Source organism: Faecalibacterium sp. AF28-13AC, assembly GCF_003478405.1.
Classification (GTDB): Bacteria; Bacillota; Clostridia; order Oscillospirales; family Ruminococcaceae; genus Faecalibacterium; species Faecalibacterium prausnitzii_E.
Window position 1 is genome coordinate 255,241 of the sequence record NZ_QUFG01000001.1, and the last position, 19,451, is coordinate 274,691.

Below are 19,451 nucleotides of genomic sequence, written 5' to 3' on the forward strand. Positions count from 1 at the left end.
AGAGCCATTGGCATATCGGGCAGGTCTGCGCGTTGTCGCCGGTGGCTCTCATGCAGCGGGGCCCTGTCCCGATTGGCAGCAGTTGCTGACCTCTGTCGCGGAGCCTGAACGTTTGGGTTAAATAAAGCGTGGTTCATCCAGCAGTTTCAAGACCGTCCTGCCAATGCCTCGCCCTTTGGGAGAGGTGGCAGCGCGTCAGCGCTGACGGAGAGGGTGAGTCACTGAAAGAGAGGATAAATTCCTATGGTATATCGTATCTATGTGGAAAAGAAACCCGGCTTCGACGTGGAAGCCGAGGGGCTGAAGAATGAACTGGTGTCGCTGCTGGGCGTGTCCGGCCTGACCGGTCTGCGCCTGCTCAACCGCTACGACGTGGAGGGCATCGACGAGGCACTGTTCCAGCAGTGTGCATCCACCGTGTTCAGCGAGCCGCCGGTGGATGACACCTACGACGCGCTGCCTCAGTTTGAGGGTGTGTCCTTTGCCGTGGAGTATCTGCCCGGCCAGTTCGACCAGCGCGCCGACTCGGCTGCCGAGTGCATCCAGCTCATCAGCCAGGGCGAGCGCCCGCTCGTCCGCTCGGCCCGCGTCTATCTGCTGCAGGGCAGCCTGACCGAGGCGCAGGTGGAGGAGATCAAGAAGTATGTCATCAACCCGGTGGAGGCCCGCGAGGCAAGCCTGGAAAAGAAGGATACCCTGAAGATGGAGTACCCCATCCCCAGCTCCGTGGCGGTGCTGGACGGCTTCAACGAGCTGGACGAAGAGGGCCTGAAGAAGTTCATCGAGGAAAAGGGTCTGGCCATGGACCTGGGCGATATCCGGTTCTGCCAGGACTATTTCCGCGGTGAGCACCGGGACCCCACCATCACCGAGATCCGGATGATCGACACCTACTGGTCTGACCACTGCCGCCACACCACCTTCGGCACCATTCTGGACGATGTGCAGATCGACGATGCTGTGGTGCAGGAGGCCTTTGACCGCTACATGGCTATGCGCGAGGATCTGGGCCGCACCAAGAAGCCCCGCTGCATGATGGACCTGGCCACCATCGGTGCCAAGGAGCTGAAGAAGCAGGGCATCCTGAAGAACCTCGACGAGTCCGAGGAGATCAACGCCTGCACCGTCAAGATCAAGTGTGACGTCAACGGCAAGGATGAGGACTGGCTGTTCCTCTTCAAGAACGAGACCCACAACCACCCCACCGAGATCGAGCCGTTCGGCGGCGCAGCCACCTGCATCGGCGGTGCCATCCGCGACCCGCTGTCCGGCCGCAGCTACGTTTATCAGGCCATGCGCGTGACCGGTGCGGGCGACCCGCTCAAGCCCGTCAGCGAGACGCTGCCCGGCAAGCTGCCCCAGCGCAAACTGGTGACGACCGCTGCCGCCGGTTACTCTTCCTACGGCAACCAGATCGGCCTTGCCACCGGCCAGGTCGATGAGATCTATCACCCCGGCTATGTGGCCAAGCGGATGGAGATCGGCGCCGTCGTGGGCGCGACTCCCGCTTCCCACGTCCGCCGCGAGTGCCCGGCTCCCGGCGACGTCATCGTCCTGCTGGGCGGCCGCACCGGCCGCGACGGCATCGGCGGTGCCACCGGCTCTTCCAAGGCCCACAATCTGGGCAGCCTCGACCACTGCGGTGCCGAGGTCCAGAAGGGCAATGCCCCCATCGAGCGCAAGCTCCAGCGTCTGTTCCGCCGCGAGGACGCCTGCAAGATGATCAAGCGCTGCAACGACTTTGGTGCGGGCGGCGTTTCCGTTGCCATCGGCGAGCTGGCCGACGGCCTGTACATCGACCTGAACAAGGTCACCAAGAAGTATGACGGTCTGGACGGCACCGAGCTGGCCATCAGCGAGAGCCAGGAGCGCATGGCCGTGGCCCTTGCCCCGGAGGATGTGGATAAGTTCATCGCCATCGCCACCGAGGAGAACCTCGAAGCAACTCCCGTGGCCAAAGTCACCGAGGAAAAGCGCCTGAACATGGTGTGGAACGGCGTGTCCATCGTCAACATCAGCCGCGAGTTCCTGAACTCCAACGGTGCAGAGAAGCACCAGAACGTCCATGTGGAGCAGGGCACCGTCTGGCAGCCCCAGTGGTCCGGCATCACCTTCGCCCAGAAGATGAAGAACATGGTGGGCGACCTGAACGTGTGCAGCAAGAAGGGCCTGTCCGAGCGGTTCGACTCCACCATCGGTGCCGCCACCGTCCTGATGCCCTTTGGCGGCGCACACCAGCTGACCCCGCAGAACGCCATGGTGGCAAAGCTGCCCGTGGACGGCGAGACCACCACCTGCTCCGGCATGGCATGGGGCTACAACCCCTACCTGATGAGCGCCAACCAGTATGTGGGTGCCCGGATGGCTGTGGTCGAGAGCGTGACCAAGCTGGTCGCCTCCGGCTTCCGCTATGAGGACGCCTACCTGACCTTCCAGGAATACTTCGAGCGCCTGGGTTCCAAGCCGGAGCGCTGGGGCAAGCCGCTGGCCGCTCTGCTGGGCGCACTGGATGCCCAGATGGGCCTTGGCATCGCCTCCATCGGCGGCAAGGACAGCATGTCCGGCTCTTTTGAGCAGCTGGATGTGCCGCCCACGCTCGTCTCGTTCGCGACGGCCATCGGCAAGGCCGGCCGGGTGATCTCGACCGAGTTCAAGAAGCCGGAAAGCACCGTCGTGCTGGTGCGGCCCATTCTGGACCCGGAGACCGGCTGCCCCAACTTCTTCTCGCTGAAGGCCAACTACAAGATGGTCGAGCAGCTCATCGAAGAGGGTATGGTCGCCGCTGCCTGCTCGGTGGGCTACGGCGGTCTGGCGGAGGCTCTGTTCAAGATGGGTCTGGGCAACCGCATCGGCTTCAAGATGATGGCCGACAAGACCACGGCGGAGATGTTTGCGCCCATGTACGGCTCCATCGTGCTGGAAATGGTGTCCGATTCGCCTGCCGGTGAGCTGCTGGGCGAGACCACCAAGGACTATACCTTCGAGTGCTGCGGCGAAACGCTGGATATGGCCGAGCTGCAGGAGATCTGGGAGTCCAAGCTGGAGCCGGTCTACCCCTACCGCAAAGCCGGTGCCAATGTGGACAAGATCAACGGCCGGCTGGAAGCTCCCGCCGCTGCGCCCAAGATCGGCGTGGCAAAACCGAAGGTCATCATCCCGGTCTTCCCCGGCACCAACTGCGAGTACGACACCGCCCATGCCTTTGCGCGCGCCGGTGCCGACCCGGAGATCCTTGTCATCCGCAACCTGACCCCGGCGGACGTCACCGCCAGCTGTGAAGCACTGGTCAAGGCCATCGGCGAGAGCCAGATCGTCATGCTGCCGGGCGGCTTCTCCGGCGGCGACGAGCCGGACGGCAGTGCCAAGTTCATCGCCTCCTTCTTCCGCAACCCCGCTGTCACCGAGGCAGTGCGTGAGCTGCTGCAGAAGCGCGACGGCCTGATGCTGGGCATCTGCAACGGCTTCCAGGCCCTCATCAAGCTGGGTCTGGTGCCCTACGGCGATATCCGCCCCATCACCAGCTATGACCCGACCCTGACCTTCAACACCATCGGCCGCCATCAGAGCATGCTGGTCCGCACCCGCATCGCCTCCACCGGCAGCCCCTGGCTGAGCAACTGTGCTGTGGGCGATGAGCACACCGTGGCCATCAGCCACGGCGAGGGCCGCTTCGTGGCTCCGCAGAACGTGCTGGACGAGCTGGTCCGGAACGGCCAGGTCGCCACACAGTATGTGGATCTGGACGGCCAGCCCACCATGGATCAGCGCTACAACCCCAACGGCTCGCTCCTCGCCATCGAGGGCATCACCAGCCCGGATGGCCGTGTCTTCGGCAAGATGGGCCACTCCGAGCGCAGCGGTGAGTACCTGTACAAGAACGTCACGGGTGACAAGTACCAGCCGATCTTTGAGGGCGGCGTAGACTATTTCAAGATTTGATGGTAGAATAAAGATATCGGCCTTTCCGTTGCAATTGATGAGTTCCTTCGTACAACCTCTCAGTCACGGCTGCGCCGTGCCAGCTCTCCTGGTAGGAGAGCCTCTGGCGTACCGCAGGGCTTCGTTCGCATGGCATACCATGCTGCTGCCGTAAAAAGCAGAAACTGTATCGTGATGCCAAGGGCTCCCCTACAAGGGGAGCTGTCGAACGAAGTGAGACGGAGAGGTTGTATAGAAGGATAAAAATCAGAGAGGCTGCACCGAGTAAAATCTGCCCTCGTGCAAGTGACCGGGGGCGTAGGAGGATTTCCAATGTCTCAGCATGACCGCTATATCAGCCCGTTTTCCACCCGTTATTCCTCCGATGAGATGCAGTACATCTTCTCGGATGACAACAAGTTCCGCACCTGGCGCCGTCTGTGGGTGGCGCTGGCCCGCGCAGAGATGAAGCAGGGCCTGACCAACATCACCCCCGAAATGGTGGAGGAGCTGGAAGCCCATGTGGACGACATCAACTACGATGTCGCCATTGCCCGCGAGAAGCTGGTCCGCCACGACGTCATGAGCCATGTCTACGCCTACGGCCAGCAGTGCCCCAAGGCGGCAGGCATCATCCATCTGGGTGCGACCAGCTGCTACGTCGGCGACAACACCGACATCATCGTGATGCGTCAGGGTCTGGAGCTCATCCGCAAAAAGCTCATCGGCGTACTGGCCAAGCTGGCCCGTTTTGCCGAGGAGTACAAGGACATGCCCTGCATGGCCTACACCCACTGCCAGCCCGCTCAGCCCACCACCGTGGGCAAGCGCGCGACCCTTTGGGCCAATGAGCTGGTGATGGACCTGCAGGAGATCGACCATCGTCTGGCCGTGCTGCAGCTGCGCGGCGTCAAGGGAACCACCGGCACCCAGGCTTCCTTTATGGAGCTGTTCAAGGGCGATGCGGATAAGATCCGTGCCGTGGATGCTTCCATTGCCGAGGAGATGGGCTTCGACCCCGAAGCCGTCATCCCGGTCTCCGGCCAGACTTACAGCCGCAAGGTGGATTCCTTCATCCTCAACGCGCTGGCCGGCATTGCCCAGAGCTGCATGAAGTTCGCCACCGACCTGCGCCTGCTGGCCAACTTCAAGGAGATGGAAGAGCCGTTCGAGAAGAACCAGATCGGTTCCTCCGCCATGCCGTACAAGCGAAACCCCATGCGCTGCGAGCGCATCTGCGCACTGAGCCGCTATCTGATGGTGGACGTGCTGAACCCCAGCTTCACCACCGGCACTCAGTGGTTCGAGCGCACCCTCGACGACAGCGCCAACAAGCGCGTTGCCATGGCCGAGGGCTTCCTGGCGGCAGACGCCATCCTGAACATTATGCTGAACGTCACCGACGGCATCGTGGTCTACCCCAAGGTCGTCCGCAGCCGTCTGATGGCGGAGCTGCCCTTCATGGCCAGTGAGAACATCATGATGCAGGCCGTGGAAAAGGGCGGCAACCGTCAGGAGCTGCACGAGCGCCTGCGCCAGCATGCCATTGCCGCAGGCAAGCAGGTCAAGGAAGAGGGCCTGCCCAACGATATGGTGGACCGCATCGCCGCAGACCCTGCCTTTGGCCTGACCAAAGAGGAGATCGTGGCCGGTCTGGTGCCCGAAAACTTTGTGGGCCGCGCTCCCCAGCAGGTGGAGGAGTTCATCGCCCACATCCTCAAGCCCATCTTTGACGCCAACCCCGATGCGATCGAGCAGCATGCTTCTTTGAGCGTGTAAAAGCAGGCGAGCTGTTCTGCCGCCTTCCGGCAAAAATGGAAGACTGCGCGAAGAAGCGTGAAATAAGATTTGCTGCGCCTTGCTGTTTTGGCAGGGCGCAGCTTTGCTATCACAAGGAGAACCCATGCGATTGGATAAATATCTGGCCGAGACGGCCCAGTGCACCCGGAGCGAGGCGAAGACGCTGCTGCAAAAGGGGAAAGTGACCGTGAACGGCACGCTCTGCAAAAAAGGGGACACCCAGCTCCGGGAGACGGATATGGTGGCCGTGGAAGGGAGACCGCTGGCGTACCAGAAGTTCGTCTACATCATGCTGAACAAGCCCGAAGGTGTGGTCAGCGCCTCCACCGACAAGCGGGACACCACCGTCGTGGACCTGCTGGGCGATGCCTACCCCCGGCGGGAACTGTTCCCGGCCGGGCGGCTGGACAAGACCAGCACCGGCTTCGTGCTGCTGACGGATGACGGCGGCTTTGCCCACGACATCCTGGCCCCGAAGCGCCATGTCTCCAAGACCTACACCGTCACGCTGGACACGCCGCTGACTGCTGAAATGAAAGCGGGCTTTGCGGCGGGTGTCACCCTGGCGGACGGCACAGCGCTTTCCCCCGCCGAGGTGGAGGCCCTGACGCCCGACGGCCTGACGGTACGGGTGCTGCTCAAACAGGGGGTCTACCACCAGATCAAGCGGATGTTCGGCGTTTACGGCGCGGGGGTCAACGCCCTGCACCGGGACGCCATCGGCGGCCTTGCGCTGGATGCGGCCCTTGCGCCGGGGCAGTGGCGGGAGCTTTCGGACGCTGAAGTGGCAGAAATTACCGGCTGAAGGGGTCGGCTTTTCACCCCATTTTCAAAAAAACATCACAATTTCCCGGTAGAATACAGATAAGAACCACGCAAAAAGGCGCTTTTTAGGCCGTGTCAGACCCCTGAAAGATAATTTCAACAAGAAAAATAAAAATTTTTTGGTGAAATATGTTGCAAAAGTAAATTCTTTTGTGTAAAATAGATAATGTAATGCGGCGAAATTGTTAAAAATCACAATCTCGCCCCTGCGGCTTGCACAAAAGAGGAAAAGGGGTATCCATTTATGGCCAATAGAGTATTCCAGAGCGTGATCTACCAGATGAAAGACGCAATCGACCGTGTGGTCGGCGTGGTGGATGAGACCGGTGCAGTGATCTCCTGCTCGGAGCTGAACCTGATCGGAGAAGTGCGCGAAGGCTTTATGGCGGAGCGCCTGACAGCGGGCGACCGTTTTGTGCGGGATGGCTACACCTATCAACAGTTCTCCAGCGCCAAGCACAACGACTATGCTGTCTTCGTGGAGGGCGCGGACGAGACCGCCGGTCAGTTCGCGGCGGTGCTGTCCATCAGCCTGCAGAGCATCAAGCAGTATCACGATGAAAAGTTCGACAAGTCCAACTTCATCAAGAATGTGGTGCTGGACAACATCCTGCCCGGCGATATCTACGCCAAGGCCAGAGAGCTGCACTTTGCAACCGACGTTTCCCGCGTCGTGTTCATCGTGCGCGTGACCAGCGGCGGCGATATCTCCGCTTACGATGTCGTCAGCAGCCTGTTCCCCGATAAGCAGAAGGACTTCGTCTTCAACATCAGCGAGACCGACACCGTTCTGGTCAAGGAGATCCGCAAGGGCATCGACCGCACCGATATGGAAAAGCTGGCGGCCAGCATCGTGGATACCCTGTCCGGCGAGCATTACATCAAGGCGGTCGTGGGCATCGGCACCCCCATCTCCAATGTGAAGGATCTGGCCACCTCCTTTAAGGAAGCCCAGATCGCCATGGAGGTGAGCAAGGTCTTCGATACCGAGAAGCAGATCATCCGCTACGACAACCTCGGCATCGCCCGCCTGATCTACCAGCTGCCCACCACCGTGTGCGAGATGTTCCTGCGTGAGGTGTTCAAGCAGGGCAGCATCGAGAGCCTGGATCAGGAGACGCTGTTCACCATCCAGCGCTTCTTCGAGAACAACCTGAACGTCTCTGAGACCAGCCGCGGCCTGTTCGTCCACCGCAATACGCTGGTGTATCGTCTGGAAAAGATCAAAAAGCTGACCGGCCTGGACCTGCGTGAGTTCGACGACGCTATCGTCTTCAAGGTAGCATTGATGGTCAAGAAGTACCTGTCCAACAACCCGGCCAAATATTGATGTTCGCTGTGCGGCACAAAGCCGCCGGCGCTGGAACCGGCCGCTCGCAACCGATGCTGGCCGGTTCTTTTTGGGTACTGACCAAATAACTACGTCAGGAGCAACTAAACTGATGATTGATTTTGAACATGTTTCCAAGCAATATAAAAAGGGCACGAAGCCCGCGCTGGAGGACATCAACTTCCATGTGGACGACGGCGAGTTCGTCTTCCTGCTGGGCCACTCCGGCGCAGGCAAATCCACCCTGCTCAAGCTCATCCTCCGGGAGGAGAAGGCCAGCCAGGGCCGTGTCCTGGTGAACGGCAAGGATGTTGCGAAGGTCCGCCGCCACAAGATCCCTTATCTGCGCCGTCAGATGGGCATCATCTTCCAGGACTTCCGCCTCATCCCCACCATGACGGTCTATGAGAACATCGCGTTCGCCATGCACGTGACCAACATCGGCCGCAGACAGATCAAGGAGCGTGTGCCCTACATGCTGGAGCTGGTCCATCTGGAAGACAAGGCCAACGTCTACCCGGAGTTCCTCTCCGGCGGCGAGCAGCAGCGCGTGGCCGTGGCCCGCGCACTGGCGCATGCGCCCAAGCTCGTCATCGCGGACGAGCCTACCGGCAACATCGACCCCGAACTGAGCCTTGAGATGATGGAACTTCTGGAGCGGGTGAGCGGCATGGGCATCACCGTGCTGGTCGTTACCCACGAACACGAGCTGGTCCACCGTTTCCACCGGCGGGTCGTGACCCTGAAGGATGGCCGCATCGTCTCCGACATCCCGGCCGACCGGGAGGCAGAACCGGATCTGGCGCTGCCGCTGGACAGCCTGGAGAAGACCGGCGAGATCACACTGGAGACCGGAAAGGAGGCACTGGTATGAAACCTTCCACCTTTGCATTCCTGACCCGGCGCGGTGTGCGCAACCTGGGCAAGCACTGGGCCATGACCATTGCCTGCATCGCCTCTCTGAGCGTCTGCATGACGCTGAACACCTTTGCAAACCTGGCCGAGGTCAATGTGGACAGCATGGTCAACTATCTGGGCCAGCAGAACGAGATGGTCGTTTTCGTGGACCCGGAGGCCGACGATGCCGCCACCGCCGCTGTGGGCGAGCGCATCGCCTCCACCCCCGGCGTCAGCGGGGTGCAGTTCATGTCCAAGCAGGACACCCTGAATGCCTACAAAGGGTTCCTGTCAGATTATGCCTCCCTGCTGGACGAATTTGAAAACGACAACCCCTTCAAAGCCAACTACCGGGTCTCGCTGAGCGATCTCAGCCAGATGGCTTCCATCAGCCAGACCTTCCAGACCATCCCCGGCGTGTACAGTGTCTCGGCGCCGGTGGAGATGACACACACCTTCGTGGAGATCCAGCGGGCCGTGACCAAGGGCGGGCAGATCGTCATCCTCGTCCTGATGGCGGTCAGCATCATCACGGTGGGAAGCACCATCCGCCTGAGCGTCTTCGCCCGGCGGCGGGAAATCGAGATCATGAAGTATGTGGGCGCGACCAACGCCATGGTCACGCTGCCCTTCTTCATCGAGGGCCTGACCATGGGCCTTATCTCCGGCGCGATCACCTCGGCGGCGAGTATCGGCGGCTACTACTACATCGTGCAGGTGTCCGGCACTTTCGGCGGCCTGTGGGAGATGCTCATGGGTGCGGCCCTCGTTCCGGTGGAGAACGTCTGGCAGACGATCCTGCTCTACAGTCTGGCGGCGGGTGCGCTCATCGGCGGTCTGGGCAGCATGTTCTCCATCCGCAAGCACCTGAATGTGTAAGCGAAGGGGGAGACCGCGATGAAAGCAAAACATTCGGCCGGGTTCCGGTTGTATCACCGCCCCGCCCACGCAAGACCCAGTCGCTACCCCGGCCGCGCGATGCGGGCGGCCAGCCTGTTTCTGGCCATGGCCTGCCTGCTGCTGACCGTTTCGGTCTACCCGGCCGCGGCGGCGACCAGCATGTCCAGCCTGCAGAACAAGCTGAACAAGCTGAGCCAATCCATCGAGCAGCACAAAAAAGAGCTGTCCGACGCCAAAAAGAAAGAACAGGCCGCCAAGGCTCTGGAATCCGAACTGAAGGAAAAGGTCACAGTGGTCCAGGGGCAGATCAGTGTGCTCAAAACGCAGATCGCTCAGGTGCAGAACAGCATCGGCCTCAAGGAGCAGGAGATCGCCGCCAAAGAGCAGGAGATCGCCGCCAAGCAGGAGGAGATCACCGCCAAGCAGGGCGAGATCGACGCCCAGTGGAGCGCCTTCAAGGGCCACATGGCCGCCATGCAGGAGCTGCGGGAGGGCGGCAGCGTGGCGATGCTCTCCTCGGTCACCAACCTGTATGAGCTGTTGACCTTCAACGAAGCATTGCAGGACATCTCGGTCAAGGATACCGAGATCCTGACCAATATGCGCAACGCGAAGGAGGCGCTGGAAAACGACAAGCTCCAGCTCGAAGAGCAGAGAGCCGAGCTGAAGACGCAGAAGGCAGACCTGCAGAGCAAAAAGGCAGATCTGGATGCACAGAACAACCAGATGAGCGCAAAGCAGAAGGAGCTGAACTCCAGCGTCGCTGCCGCCAAGATGAGCGCAGCCGAGGCTCAGCAGGCCCAGAAGGATGCGCAGGCAGCCATCGAGTCGGATGAGATGAACTATGAGGCGGTCAAGAAGGAGATCCAGAAGCTCATCGCCCAGGCGGCTGCGGCCAAGCCGCAGCTGAGCTTCACCGGCTTCATCTGCCCGCTCAAGAGCTATACCCGCATCTCCAGCGAGTACGGCTGGCGCAAGAACCCGGTGACGGGCGTGAACAAGCTCCACGCCGGCACCGACTTTGCGGCCCCTGCCGGAACGCCCATCTATGCCGCAGCCAGCGGCTATGTGCAGGTGGCGGGCTGGTCCAGCGGCGGCTACGGCAACTATGTCATTATCTACCACGGCAAGATGTCGGATGGCAACCAGTACAGCACGCTGTACGGCCACATGCGCTCGGTGGCGACCTCTGCGGGCAAATATGTCCAGCAGGGCGAGATCATCGGCTATGTGGGCAGCACCGGCAACTCCACCGGTAACCACCTCCACCTTGAAGTCTGGAAGGGCGGTTCCAAGGCCAATGCCGTGAATCCTAGAAGTTATATTCCCATGAGATAATTCCTGATGGTATCAAAGGAGGCCGTTCGGTCCTATGAACGAAGAAAAACGCAAGCGCATCCTGCGCTGGGGCTGCCTGATCCTGGCAGGGGTGTTCACCCTCTCTCTGCTGGGCAGCGTGGTCGTGATGCTGCTGGTCTGACCGAGGAGGAAACCACACAATGAATCGCAAAATCTCTGTTGGCATGGCGGTCAGCATCGTGATCCTTGCCATGACGGTGACCTTTTCCATCACGATGCTGGTGGCGATGCGCCTGTTCGACAGCACCGTTTCCAGCGTGAAGGAAAAGGAGAGCATGTACAATAAGATCGCCGAGGTGGACCGCTACGTCCGCAGCAACGATTATTACCAGATCGACGAGACCACCCTGTACGACCGCCTGACCGCAGGCTATCTGCTGGGCACCGGCGATAAATACGCCCGGTATTATACGGCCTCCGCATACACGGACCTGATGAACGCCCAGAACGGCACCCTGCTGGGCATCGGCGTGGAACTGGCCGTGGACCAGTCCGGCTATGCCAAGGTGACCAAGGTCTACGACGAATCCCCGGCCAAGGAAGCTGGCATCACGGTGGGCTGCTACATCACCGCCGTGGACGGCACCGATGTCAAGAGCCTGGGCGGTGTGGATGCCATCCAGACCCGCCTGCGCGGCGAGTCCGGCATGAGCGTCAATGTGACCTGGCTGGACAGCGAGGCGACCGAGCACACCGTAGACCTGACCCATTCCGGCTACTCGACCACAACGGTGGATTTCCAGATGCTGCAGGGCAATGTGGGTTATATCAGGATCCGTCAGTTCGATGCCTCTACCCCCAGTGAGCTGGACTACGCCATCCGCAGTCTGAGCGCCAACAATGCCCTGAGCCTGGTCTTCGACCTCCGCGACAACGGCGGCGGCCTGCTGGACGATGCCCTCAGCTGCATCGACCTCGTGGCCCCGGAAGGGACGCTGGCCTATGCCGAGGATCAGAACGGCACCCGCACCGTGCTGGGCAGCAGCACCGGCGACTCGTATGTCAGCCTGCCCATGGTCTGCCTGGTCAATGGCAACACCGCCAGCGCGGCCGAGCTGTTCGCCAGCAGTCTGCGCACCCTGAACGGTGCCCGCCTGGTGGGTACCACCACGATGGGCAAGGGCACCATCCAGAGCAGCCCGCAGCGCCTTTCCGATGGCAGTGCCGTGGTCATCACCGTGGCAAAGCTCATCTGCGGCGACGGCAGCTGCTTCGACGGCACCGGCCTGAGCGTGGATGTGGACCGCCCGCTGACGGCGGATGAGCAGACCGCGTATTACGACTACACCGTTGAGAACGACCCGCAGATCCAGCGCGCTGTCAGCACGGCGCAGCAGATGAGCGGCACCACCACCGTCAGCGGTGTCAACGAGGCAGCTTCCAGCGAAGCTGCTTCCGACAGCACCGCAGCCGACAGCGCGGCTGCCGAGGCAGCTTCTTCGGAGGCCGCTGCGTCCAGTGAGACCGCTGCCGAAAGTGCCGCTTCCAGCGAGGAAACGGCCTCTTCCACCGCAGAATAAACGAAACCAGATACCGCAAAGGCCCCCGGCGCTCCTGCCGGAGGCCTTTTTGCCCAAAGAAAGGATGGAACTTATGCCGGAGCTGACCGACCTGTCTTACGTCCGCGCCCTGTGCGAGAAATATGATTTTGCCCTGTCCAAGGGCTTTGGCCAGAACTTCATCATCAACCCCGGTCTGCCCCTCAAGATCGTGGATGCCAGCGGCGTGGATCGGCGCTATGGCGTCATCGAGATCGGCCCCGGCATCGGTGTGCTGACCCGTGAGCTGGCCCGACGCGCCGCAAAGGTCGTCTCCATTGAGGTGGACGAGCGCCTGCCGCCCCTGCTGGAGGAGACGATGGCCGGTGTGGACAACTTCAAGCTGGTCATGAACGATGTGCTCAAGGTGGACCTCCGCGCCCTCATCGAGGAGGAGTTCCCCGGAATGCCGGTGGCCGTCTGCGCCAACCTGCCCTATTACATCACCAGCCCCATCGTCATGAAGCTGCTGGGCGACCGCCTGCCTGTGGAGAGCCTGACCGTCATGGTCCAGAAGGAGGCCGCCGACCGTCTGGCAGCAGCCCCCGGCACCCGCGCTTCCAGCGCCATCAGCTGCGCGGTGAGCTACTATGCAAAGTCGAAGATGATGTTCACCGCTGCGCCGGGCAGCTTCTACCCGGCCCCCAAGGTGACCAGCGCCGTGGTCCGGATGGACATCCGCCCTACCCCCGCAGTGCAGGTGGAAGATGAGGACGGCTACTTTGCCCTTATCCGCGCAGCCTTCGGGCAGCGCCGCAAGACCGCCGCCAACGCCATCGCCAGCGGCCTTGGCCGCTCCAAGGAGTCGGTCATCGCTGCCATTGAAGCGGCCGGGTTCGATGCCCGCATCCGTCCCGAAGCTCTGACGCTGGAGGATTTTGCCAAGATCCAGCAGGCCCTTGCGGCGCAGTGAGCAGACCGTCTGCCTGCGGCGGGAACATCGGCCCGCAAACAAACCCGGAAATCAAAAATCAGCCTTGCCAAACCCGCCCGCTGGTGGTATACTATTCTGGTAGTGTTCGCTAGTGTGGCGCAATGGCAGCGCAACTGATTTGTAATCAGTGGGTTGCAGGTTCAACTCCTGTCACTAGCTCCAAGAAAAATCCTGCGATATACCGTTGAAATGGCGGCGTGTATCGTGGGATTTTTGCTTTTATATGCGTTGTGAAAAGCCCGGAAAGTGCGACAAATTTGAAGAGGTCATGATGGTAAAGCGCACACATGGAGAAAAACGGCATACGATCAGAGGAATGGGGCTTGCGAGAAGGAAACAAGAACCATGCAAACGCAGCGTTTTGCGAAAAAGTTGTACTTTTATAGAAATCTTTTTCAGAAATCGGTTGACAAAAACGAGGCGAGATGGTAAGATATACAGGCAGTCAGCTGTGGCTGTAAAAATTGAATCTGGGCGTGTTCCCGAGTGGCCAATGGGGACAGACTGTAAATCTGCTGCTTTTCAGCTTCGGTGGTTCGAATCCACCCGCGCCCACCAAGAGATCCAGCATCCGAACCGGGTGCTGGATCTTCTGTTTTGTAGAAACTTTTTCAGGGCTGAGCGGGCGGATTCGAACAGCATCGGCCCGCCGTACAGTCCGGCGGGCAAAAAAGCCCCAGTGGGGCTTTTTTAGATGCGCGGCTCGCGACTCCACCCGCGCCCACCAAGAGGTCCAGCATCCGAACCGGGTGCTGGATTTTCTGTTTTGTAGAAACTTTTTCAGGGCTGAGCGGGCGGATTCGAACAGCTGCGGCGCTGTCGCAGAAGACAGCGCAAAAACAGCCCGGTGGGCTGTTTTTAGCAGCGCGGCTCGCGATATCCACCCGCGCCCACCAAGAGATCCAGTATCCGAACCGGGTACTGGATTTTCTGTTTCGTGGAAACTTTCTCAGGGCCGGGCGGGAAGAAGGCAAATGTGAAAAACAAAGTCTGGTTCTTGCCCAGGCCCGCCGGGTGTGTTAAACTGGAAGAAAAAATTGCACATATGAGGTGCATACTGGGAGGAAACCGACTTTGAAGCGTATTTCGATGGTTGCACGCCGCATTGCGGCGCTGGTACTGGCAGTGGTGCTGCTGTGCACGGCGGCCCCCGCCGCATTTGCTGAGGGCGAGACGGCCCACCCCACCACCATGGGCGGCGCGGACACGACTCTGATCCCGGCGGAGGAAGAAAACTGCCTGAGCTGGCTGTTCGGCTCGCGGAATAAGATCACGATGCCTTACCTGAACATCAAGGGCAAGGGCCTGCGCCGGAACGTGACGCTCGATCTGGTGGACTGCCTGGTGGGCATCACCTACACCGAACTTGGCTCCATTGGCAGCTTCGTCAGCGCGTCGGCGGCGCAGCAGGCCTGGAAGGCGCAGGCTGTGGCCATCCACTCCTATCTGCTGTACCATAAACAGTACGGCTCTTCGGCCAACGCCCTGATCTACACCCCGGTGGGTGAGATTCCGTCCTCTACGCGGGAGGCTCTGCGCAAGGCCATCGAGCCGGTCAAAGACGAGGTCGTGACCTACAATGGTTCGGTCATTGACGCGGTGTGGTCGGCCAGCGCAGGCTACAACACCCAGACCGGTACCTATGGCACCTGTTCCGGTCAGGATGCCTGGGGCAGCGATGTACCGTATTTGCAGAGCGTGGAAAGCCCCTATGAGGAGCAGTATCATAACCTGATGCGCCGCATCATCGGCCGAGATTACCGCTATACCGAATACACCAACAGCAAGACGGGGCAGGCTTACCAAAGCGCTGACACCACCCACAAGGATCTGGGCGGCTATGTGCAGTACAACACCCTGACGGTCGATGGCAGCAGCTACCGGTATCTCGGCCAGTTCGTCAGCTCCCGCTACTGCTTCGATTTCGGTACCGATGCCAACGGCACTCCGGTGATGTACTACTACGGCTATGGCCACGGTGTGGGGATGAGCCAGTGCGGCGCGGTGGGCTATGCCAACGAGCGTGGAATGAATTATAAAAAGATCCTCAAGCACTATTATCCCGGCACCTCCATCGGCAAGGCGGGCCGCGGCACTTCCGGCCTGTTCGGCTGGCTGAGCGGTCTGTTCGGCTAAAGAACTGGCATCCGCAGGAAAATGGGCAAAAGCGCTTCTCAAACGGGGCGGAATCTGGTATACTATATTAGTTTATAGGAAAGCGAAGCGCGGGATCTGCGTCCTGCGGAGAAGTGGAGAAATCAGAAATGCAGTTGGAGAAAGAAAAGGAAACGAGAGAGGCTGCAGAGCGCTGCCGCCTGCTGGCACAGCGCATCGCGGAGGAGCTGGCACCGGAGGCGGCTGCGGTGCTTGCAGCCGATGAGGAGTCCGGTGCGCTGCTGGAAAAGGCGCTGCGCCGTGCGGGCATCCGGACCAACCCCTGGACGGCGGCCGCCACGGCCCAGCCGGAGCTGCTGGTGGTGGAAGACCCGGTCTGGGTCGAACTGCCCGCCCAGCTGGCCGAACAGGTCCTGCTGGTGTGCACCGATGCCACCGCCCTGTCCGCATGGGCGGAAAAGCTGGCCGAGCGCGGCTACTACCGTGATCTGCAGTGGCGCAGCCGGGGCCGTGCCCAGCAGGCGGCGCTGTTCTGCACTGTCCAGCCCAGCGCCATGGGGATGGTCCGCGGTTACGAGGAAGAGCTCGACATCCTGCGGGACCGGATGGTCCGTGCAGAGCGCACCTGCGGCGAGGAAGCGGCCCTCATCGAGCGGCTGCGCAGCGACCTCTCCCTGAGCCGCAGCCACGAAAAGCAGCTGGAGCAGACCCTGAACGAGGTCACAGGCTCCACCTTCTGGAAGATGACCTGGCCCGCCCGCTATGCGGTCAGCAAGAGCCGCCAGCTCTGGCACACCTTCCCGCTCTTTGTCTTCCTGCATGAGCTGCGCACCGAGGGCGTTTCCGGTATGCTGGAAAAGGCCCGTGCCCGCCGTGTGTATGCGGCGCTCTTCCCCGGCATGACGATGCGGGCCGACCGCTTCGCCCCAGTGGAGCTGCTGGTCCGGCAGGCAAACGACCAGCCCGCCGGGCCGAAGATCAGCATCGTGGTGCCGCTGTACAACACTCCGCTGAACTTTCTGGAAGAGCTGCTGGATTCCGTCGTGAACCAGACCTACCGCAACTGGGAGCTGTGCTGCGTGGATGCCGGGCAGGACCCTGCCGTGGGCCAGAAGGTCCAGGCCCGCGCCGCGTCCGACCCGCGCATCCGCTACCAGAAGCTGGAAAAGAACGAGCTGATCCCCGGCAACACCAACCATGGCTTTGAAATGGCCACCGGCGCGTACATCGCCCTGCTGGACCATGATGACATCCTGCACCCCTGTGCGCTGTGGTATGCGGCCAAAGCCATCGCCGAGCAGAAGGCGGATTTCGTCTATACCGACGAGGCCACCTTTGAGGGCGAGGTGGAGAATGTGGTGCTTTACCACTTCAAGCCGGACTTCATGCTGGACAACCTCCGCTCCAACAACTATATCTGTCATCTGTCCGTCTTCAGCCGCGCCCTGATGGAGCGCAGCGGCGGCGGTGAGCGGATGGAATACAACGGCAGTCAGGATTACGACCTCTTCCTCCGCCTGACCGAACAGGCCGAGAAGATCGTCCACATCCCCCATGCGCTGTACTACTGGCGCTCCAGCCCCGGCAGCACGGCGGCGGACATCTCCGCCAAGACCTACTGCATTGAAGCGGGCATTGCGGCGCTCAAGGCGCATTACGAGCGCTGCGGCGTGGCGGTGGATGATGTGACCCTCATCCCCGGTACGCCCGGTTATTACAAGACCGATTACACCATCGCGCATCCGGGCCGGGTCAGCATCCTGATCCCCACCTGTGACCACATCAAGGATCTGGAGCTGTGCGTGGAATCCATCTACGACCGCACCACCTACCCGGATTTTGAACTCATCATCATCGAGAACAACAGCAGGCAGCCGGAGACGTTCCGTGCTTACAAGCGGATGGAGCAGGAGCATGCCAACCTGCACGTCGTCACCTGGCAGGGCAAGGGCTTCAACTACAGCGCCCTGAACAACTTCGGCGAGAAGTTCGCCACCGGCGAATATCTGCTGCTGCTGAACAACGACACCGAGGTCATCACCCCCAACTGGCTGGAAGAGATGGTCATGTACGCCCAGCAAAAGCGGGTGGGCTGCGTAGGCGCCAAACTGCTCTATCCGGACGACACCATCCAGCATGCCGGTATCGGCTTTGGCATCGGCGGCGTGGCGGGCCACCTGCACAAATACTTCCCGGCGGCATCCGATGGCTACATGGGCCGCCTGAACTATGTGCAGGACGTCTACGGCGACACCGCTGCCTGCCTGCTCATCCGCCGTGAGATCTATCAGGAGCTGAACGGCCTGGATGAGAGCTATGCGGTGGCCTTCAACGATGTGGACTTCTGCGTCCGCGTCCGTGAGGCGGGTTATACCAACGTCTTTACCCCGTTCGCCCAGCTCTACCACTACGAGAGCAAGAGCCGCGGCATGGAGGACAACCCCGAAAAGCAGAAGCGCTTCCAGGGCGAGGTGCTCCGCTTCCAGGCCCGCTGGGGCGACCTTCTGGCCAAGGGCGACCCCTGCACCAACCCCAACTTTGACATCCAGCGGGAGGATTTCGCACTGAAGATCCTGCCGCTGGAATGACCCTCCCGGTCATGCTTCGCGTGTCCGCCAAGGCCGGAGCAGGATGGCGCAGGCCGTTCCGTTCGGAACTTGTCGGGCGCCGCGACAGAGAAGAGGAGAATCCATTTGAAACTATCAGCTTGTATTGTAGTCTATAACGGGTACGACGAGGCGCTGAAAGCGGCACAGACCGTTTTGCGGTTCACCCGCCGCCACCCGCTGACCCTCTATCTGGTGGATAACGCCAGCCCGGACGGCAGCGGCCAAAAGCTGGAAGCAGCGCTGCACAGCGGCCTGCTGGCAACAGGGGAGGGGCAGCAGGTCGTTGTCCGCTGCCGCACCGAGAACGGCGGCTTCGGCACCGGCCACAACATGGTCCTGCCGGAACTGGACAGCGACTATCACTTCATCCTCAACCCGGACATCCAGTTGACGGCGGACACACTGAGCGACCTGGCCGACTGGATGGAGCAGCACCCGGACGTCGTCATGGCCCGGCCTGCGCTCGTCTTCCCGGATGGCCGCCCCCAGCAGCTGCCGCTGCGCCGGTGTGCGCTCCGCCCCATGGTCTACCGCCAGTTGCCGGCGCTCAGGTTCTGGGCAAAGTACAACGATGCCTACCTCATGAAGGACAAAGACCTGACCCGCCCCACCGAGATCGAGTTCTGTACCGGCAGCTTCTCGGCGGTGCGCACCCGCACTTTCCGGGCAGTGGGCGGCTTCGATGAGAAGTACTTCATGTACGTGGAAGACGCCGACCTCACCCAGAAGATGCGCACGCAGGGCAAGGCATATCTTGTGCCGCAGTTCACGGCCATCCACGCCTGGCACCGCGCTGCCCACCGCAGCCTCAAGCCTGCCCTCTGGCAGACCAGCAACCTGCTGCGGTACTTCTCCAAGTGGGGATTCCGATGGTGAACAACCCTCTCAGGCAGGTTTACAATAGCAGCGCGCTTTCCTCGGTACAACCTCTCAGTCTCGCCTACGGCTCGACAGCTCCCCTGGTAGGGGAGCCATTGGCAGGCCGGGCCAGCCCTACTGTTCGCTTGGGCCTGATGGAGCGCAAAGCAGTGGGCCCTGCTCTCATTGGCAGCGGCATTGTATTGCAGCTGTGAATCTTAACAGCGGAGCCCGGCCGTTCCCGATTGCAAAAAACTTTGCTCGTTCAGCACGACCACTACCGACTCGCCAGTGGCTCCCCTACCAGGGGAGCTGGCATCGCGAAGCGATGACTGAGAGGTTGTACGAAGGACAGCTTCTCCGCCAGC

At 61.1% G+C, this 19,451-nt stretch carries 12 protein-coding genes and 2 tRNA genes; all 14 read left to right on the plus strand.

The window, feature by feature from the left end:
* Window positions 1–243: 243 nt before the first annotated feature.
* The 14 genes from DWY95_RS01245 to DWY95_RS01315 all read left to right on the plus strand — a co-directional run bounded on the left by DWY95_RS01245 (window position 244) and on the right by DWY95_RS01315 (window position 19,101).
* Complete coding sequence (locus DWY95_RS01245) at window positions 244–3,939, plus strand: phosphoribosylformylglycinamidine synthase (RefSeq protein WP_118551681.1); 3,696 nt, start codon at window positions 244–246, stop codon at window positions 3,937–3,939.
* A 312-nt stretch (window positions 3,940–4,251) separates the two neighbouring features.
* Window positions 4,252–5,697, plus strand: a complete 1,446-nt coding sequence (purB, locus tag DWY95_RS01250; RefSeq protein WP_118551683.1) for an adenylosuccinate lyase — start codon at window positions 4,252–4,254, stop codon at window positions 5,695–5,697.
* 124 nt (window positions 5,698–5,821) lie between these two features.
* On the plus strand, window positions 5,822–6,523 hold the full coding sequence (locus DWY95_RS01255; protein WP_118551685.1) for a pseudouridine synthase: 702 nt from the start codon (window positions 5,822–5,824) through the stop codon (window positions 6,521–6,523).
* Between the two features lie 264 nt (window positions 6,524–6,787).
* Window positions 6,788–7,873, plus strand: a complete 1,086-nt coding sequence (locus DWY95_RS01260; protein ID WP_055189472.1) for a helix-turn-helix domain-containing protein — start codon at window positions 6,788–6,790, stop codon at window positions 7,871–7,873.
* A 112-nt stretch (window positions 7,874–7,985) separates the two neighbouring features.
* On the plus strand, window positions 7,986–8,747 hold the full coding sequence (ftsE, locus tag DWY95_RS01265) for a cell division ATP-binding protein FtsE (RefSeq protein ID WP_118551687.1): 762 nt from the start codon (window positions 7,986–7,988) through the stop codon (window positions 8,745–8,747).
* Window positions 8,744–9,649 (plus strand): permease-like cell division protein FtsX, encoded by a 906-nt coding sequence (locus DWY95_RS01270; RefSeq protein ID WP_118551689.1) that lies wholly within the window; start codon window positions 8,744–8,746, stop codon window positions 9,647–9,649. The genes ftsE and DWY95_RS01270 overlap by 4 nt, the downstream gene beginning before the upstream one ends.
* Before the next feature lie 18 nt (window positions 9,650–9,667).
* The gene (locus DWY95_RS01275) at window positions 9,668–11,008 is read left to right on the plus strand and encodes a M23 family metallopeptidase (protein WP_243082503.1); all 1,341 of its coding nucleotides are present in this window, start codon (window positions 9,668–9,670) and stop codon (window positions 11,006–11,008) included.
* Window positions 11,009–11,169: 161 nt separating this feature from the next.
* Window positions 11,170–12,549 (plus strand): S41 family peptidase, encoded by a 1,380-nt coding sequence (locus DWY95_RS01280; RefSeq protein ID WP_118551691.1) that lies wholly within the window; start codon window positions 11,170–11,172, stop codon window positions 12,547–12,549.
* A 73-nt stretch (window positions 12,550–12,622) separates the two neighbouring features.
* On the plus strand, window positions 12,623–13,480 hold the full coding sequence (rsmA, locus tag DWY95_RS01285) for a 16S rRNA (adenine(1518)-N(6)/adenine(1519)-N(6))-dimethyltransferase RsmA (protein WP_097792659.1): 858 nt from the start codon (window positions 12,623–12,625) through the stop codon (window positions 13,478–13,480).
* Window positions 13,481–13,588: 108 nt separating this feature from the next.
* Window positions 13,589–13,663 (plus strand) — tRNA-Thr (locus DWY95_RS01290).
* Between the two features lie 310 nt (window positions 13,664–13,973).
* Window positions 13,974–14,059, plus strand: a tRNA-Tyr gene (locus tag DWY95_RS01295).
* 516 nt (window positions 14,060–14,575) lie between these two features.
* Window positions 14,576–15,637: a SpoIID/LytB domain-containing protein gene (locus DWY95_RS01305; RefSeq protein WP_243082505.1), complete on the plus strand. Its 1,062-nt coding sequence runs from the start codon at window positions 14,576–14,578 to the stop codon at window positions 15,635–15,637.
* 128 nt (window positions 15,638–15,765) lie between these two features.
* A complete protein-coding gene (locus tag DWY95_RS01310) occupies window positions 15,766–18,204 on the plus strand; it encodes a glycosyltransferase family 2 protein (RefSeq protein WP_118551695.1) in 2,439 nt (812 codons plus the stop codon).
* Window positions 18,205–18,309: 105 nt separating this feature from the next.
* Window positions 18,310–19,101, plus strand: a complete 792-nt coding sequence (locus tag DWY95_RS01315) for a glycosyltransferase (protein ID WP_118551697.1) — start codon at window positions 18,310–18,312, stop codon at window positions 19,099–19,101.
* Window positions 19,102–19,451: the final 350 nt, after the last annotated feature.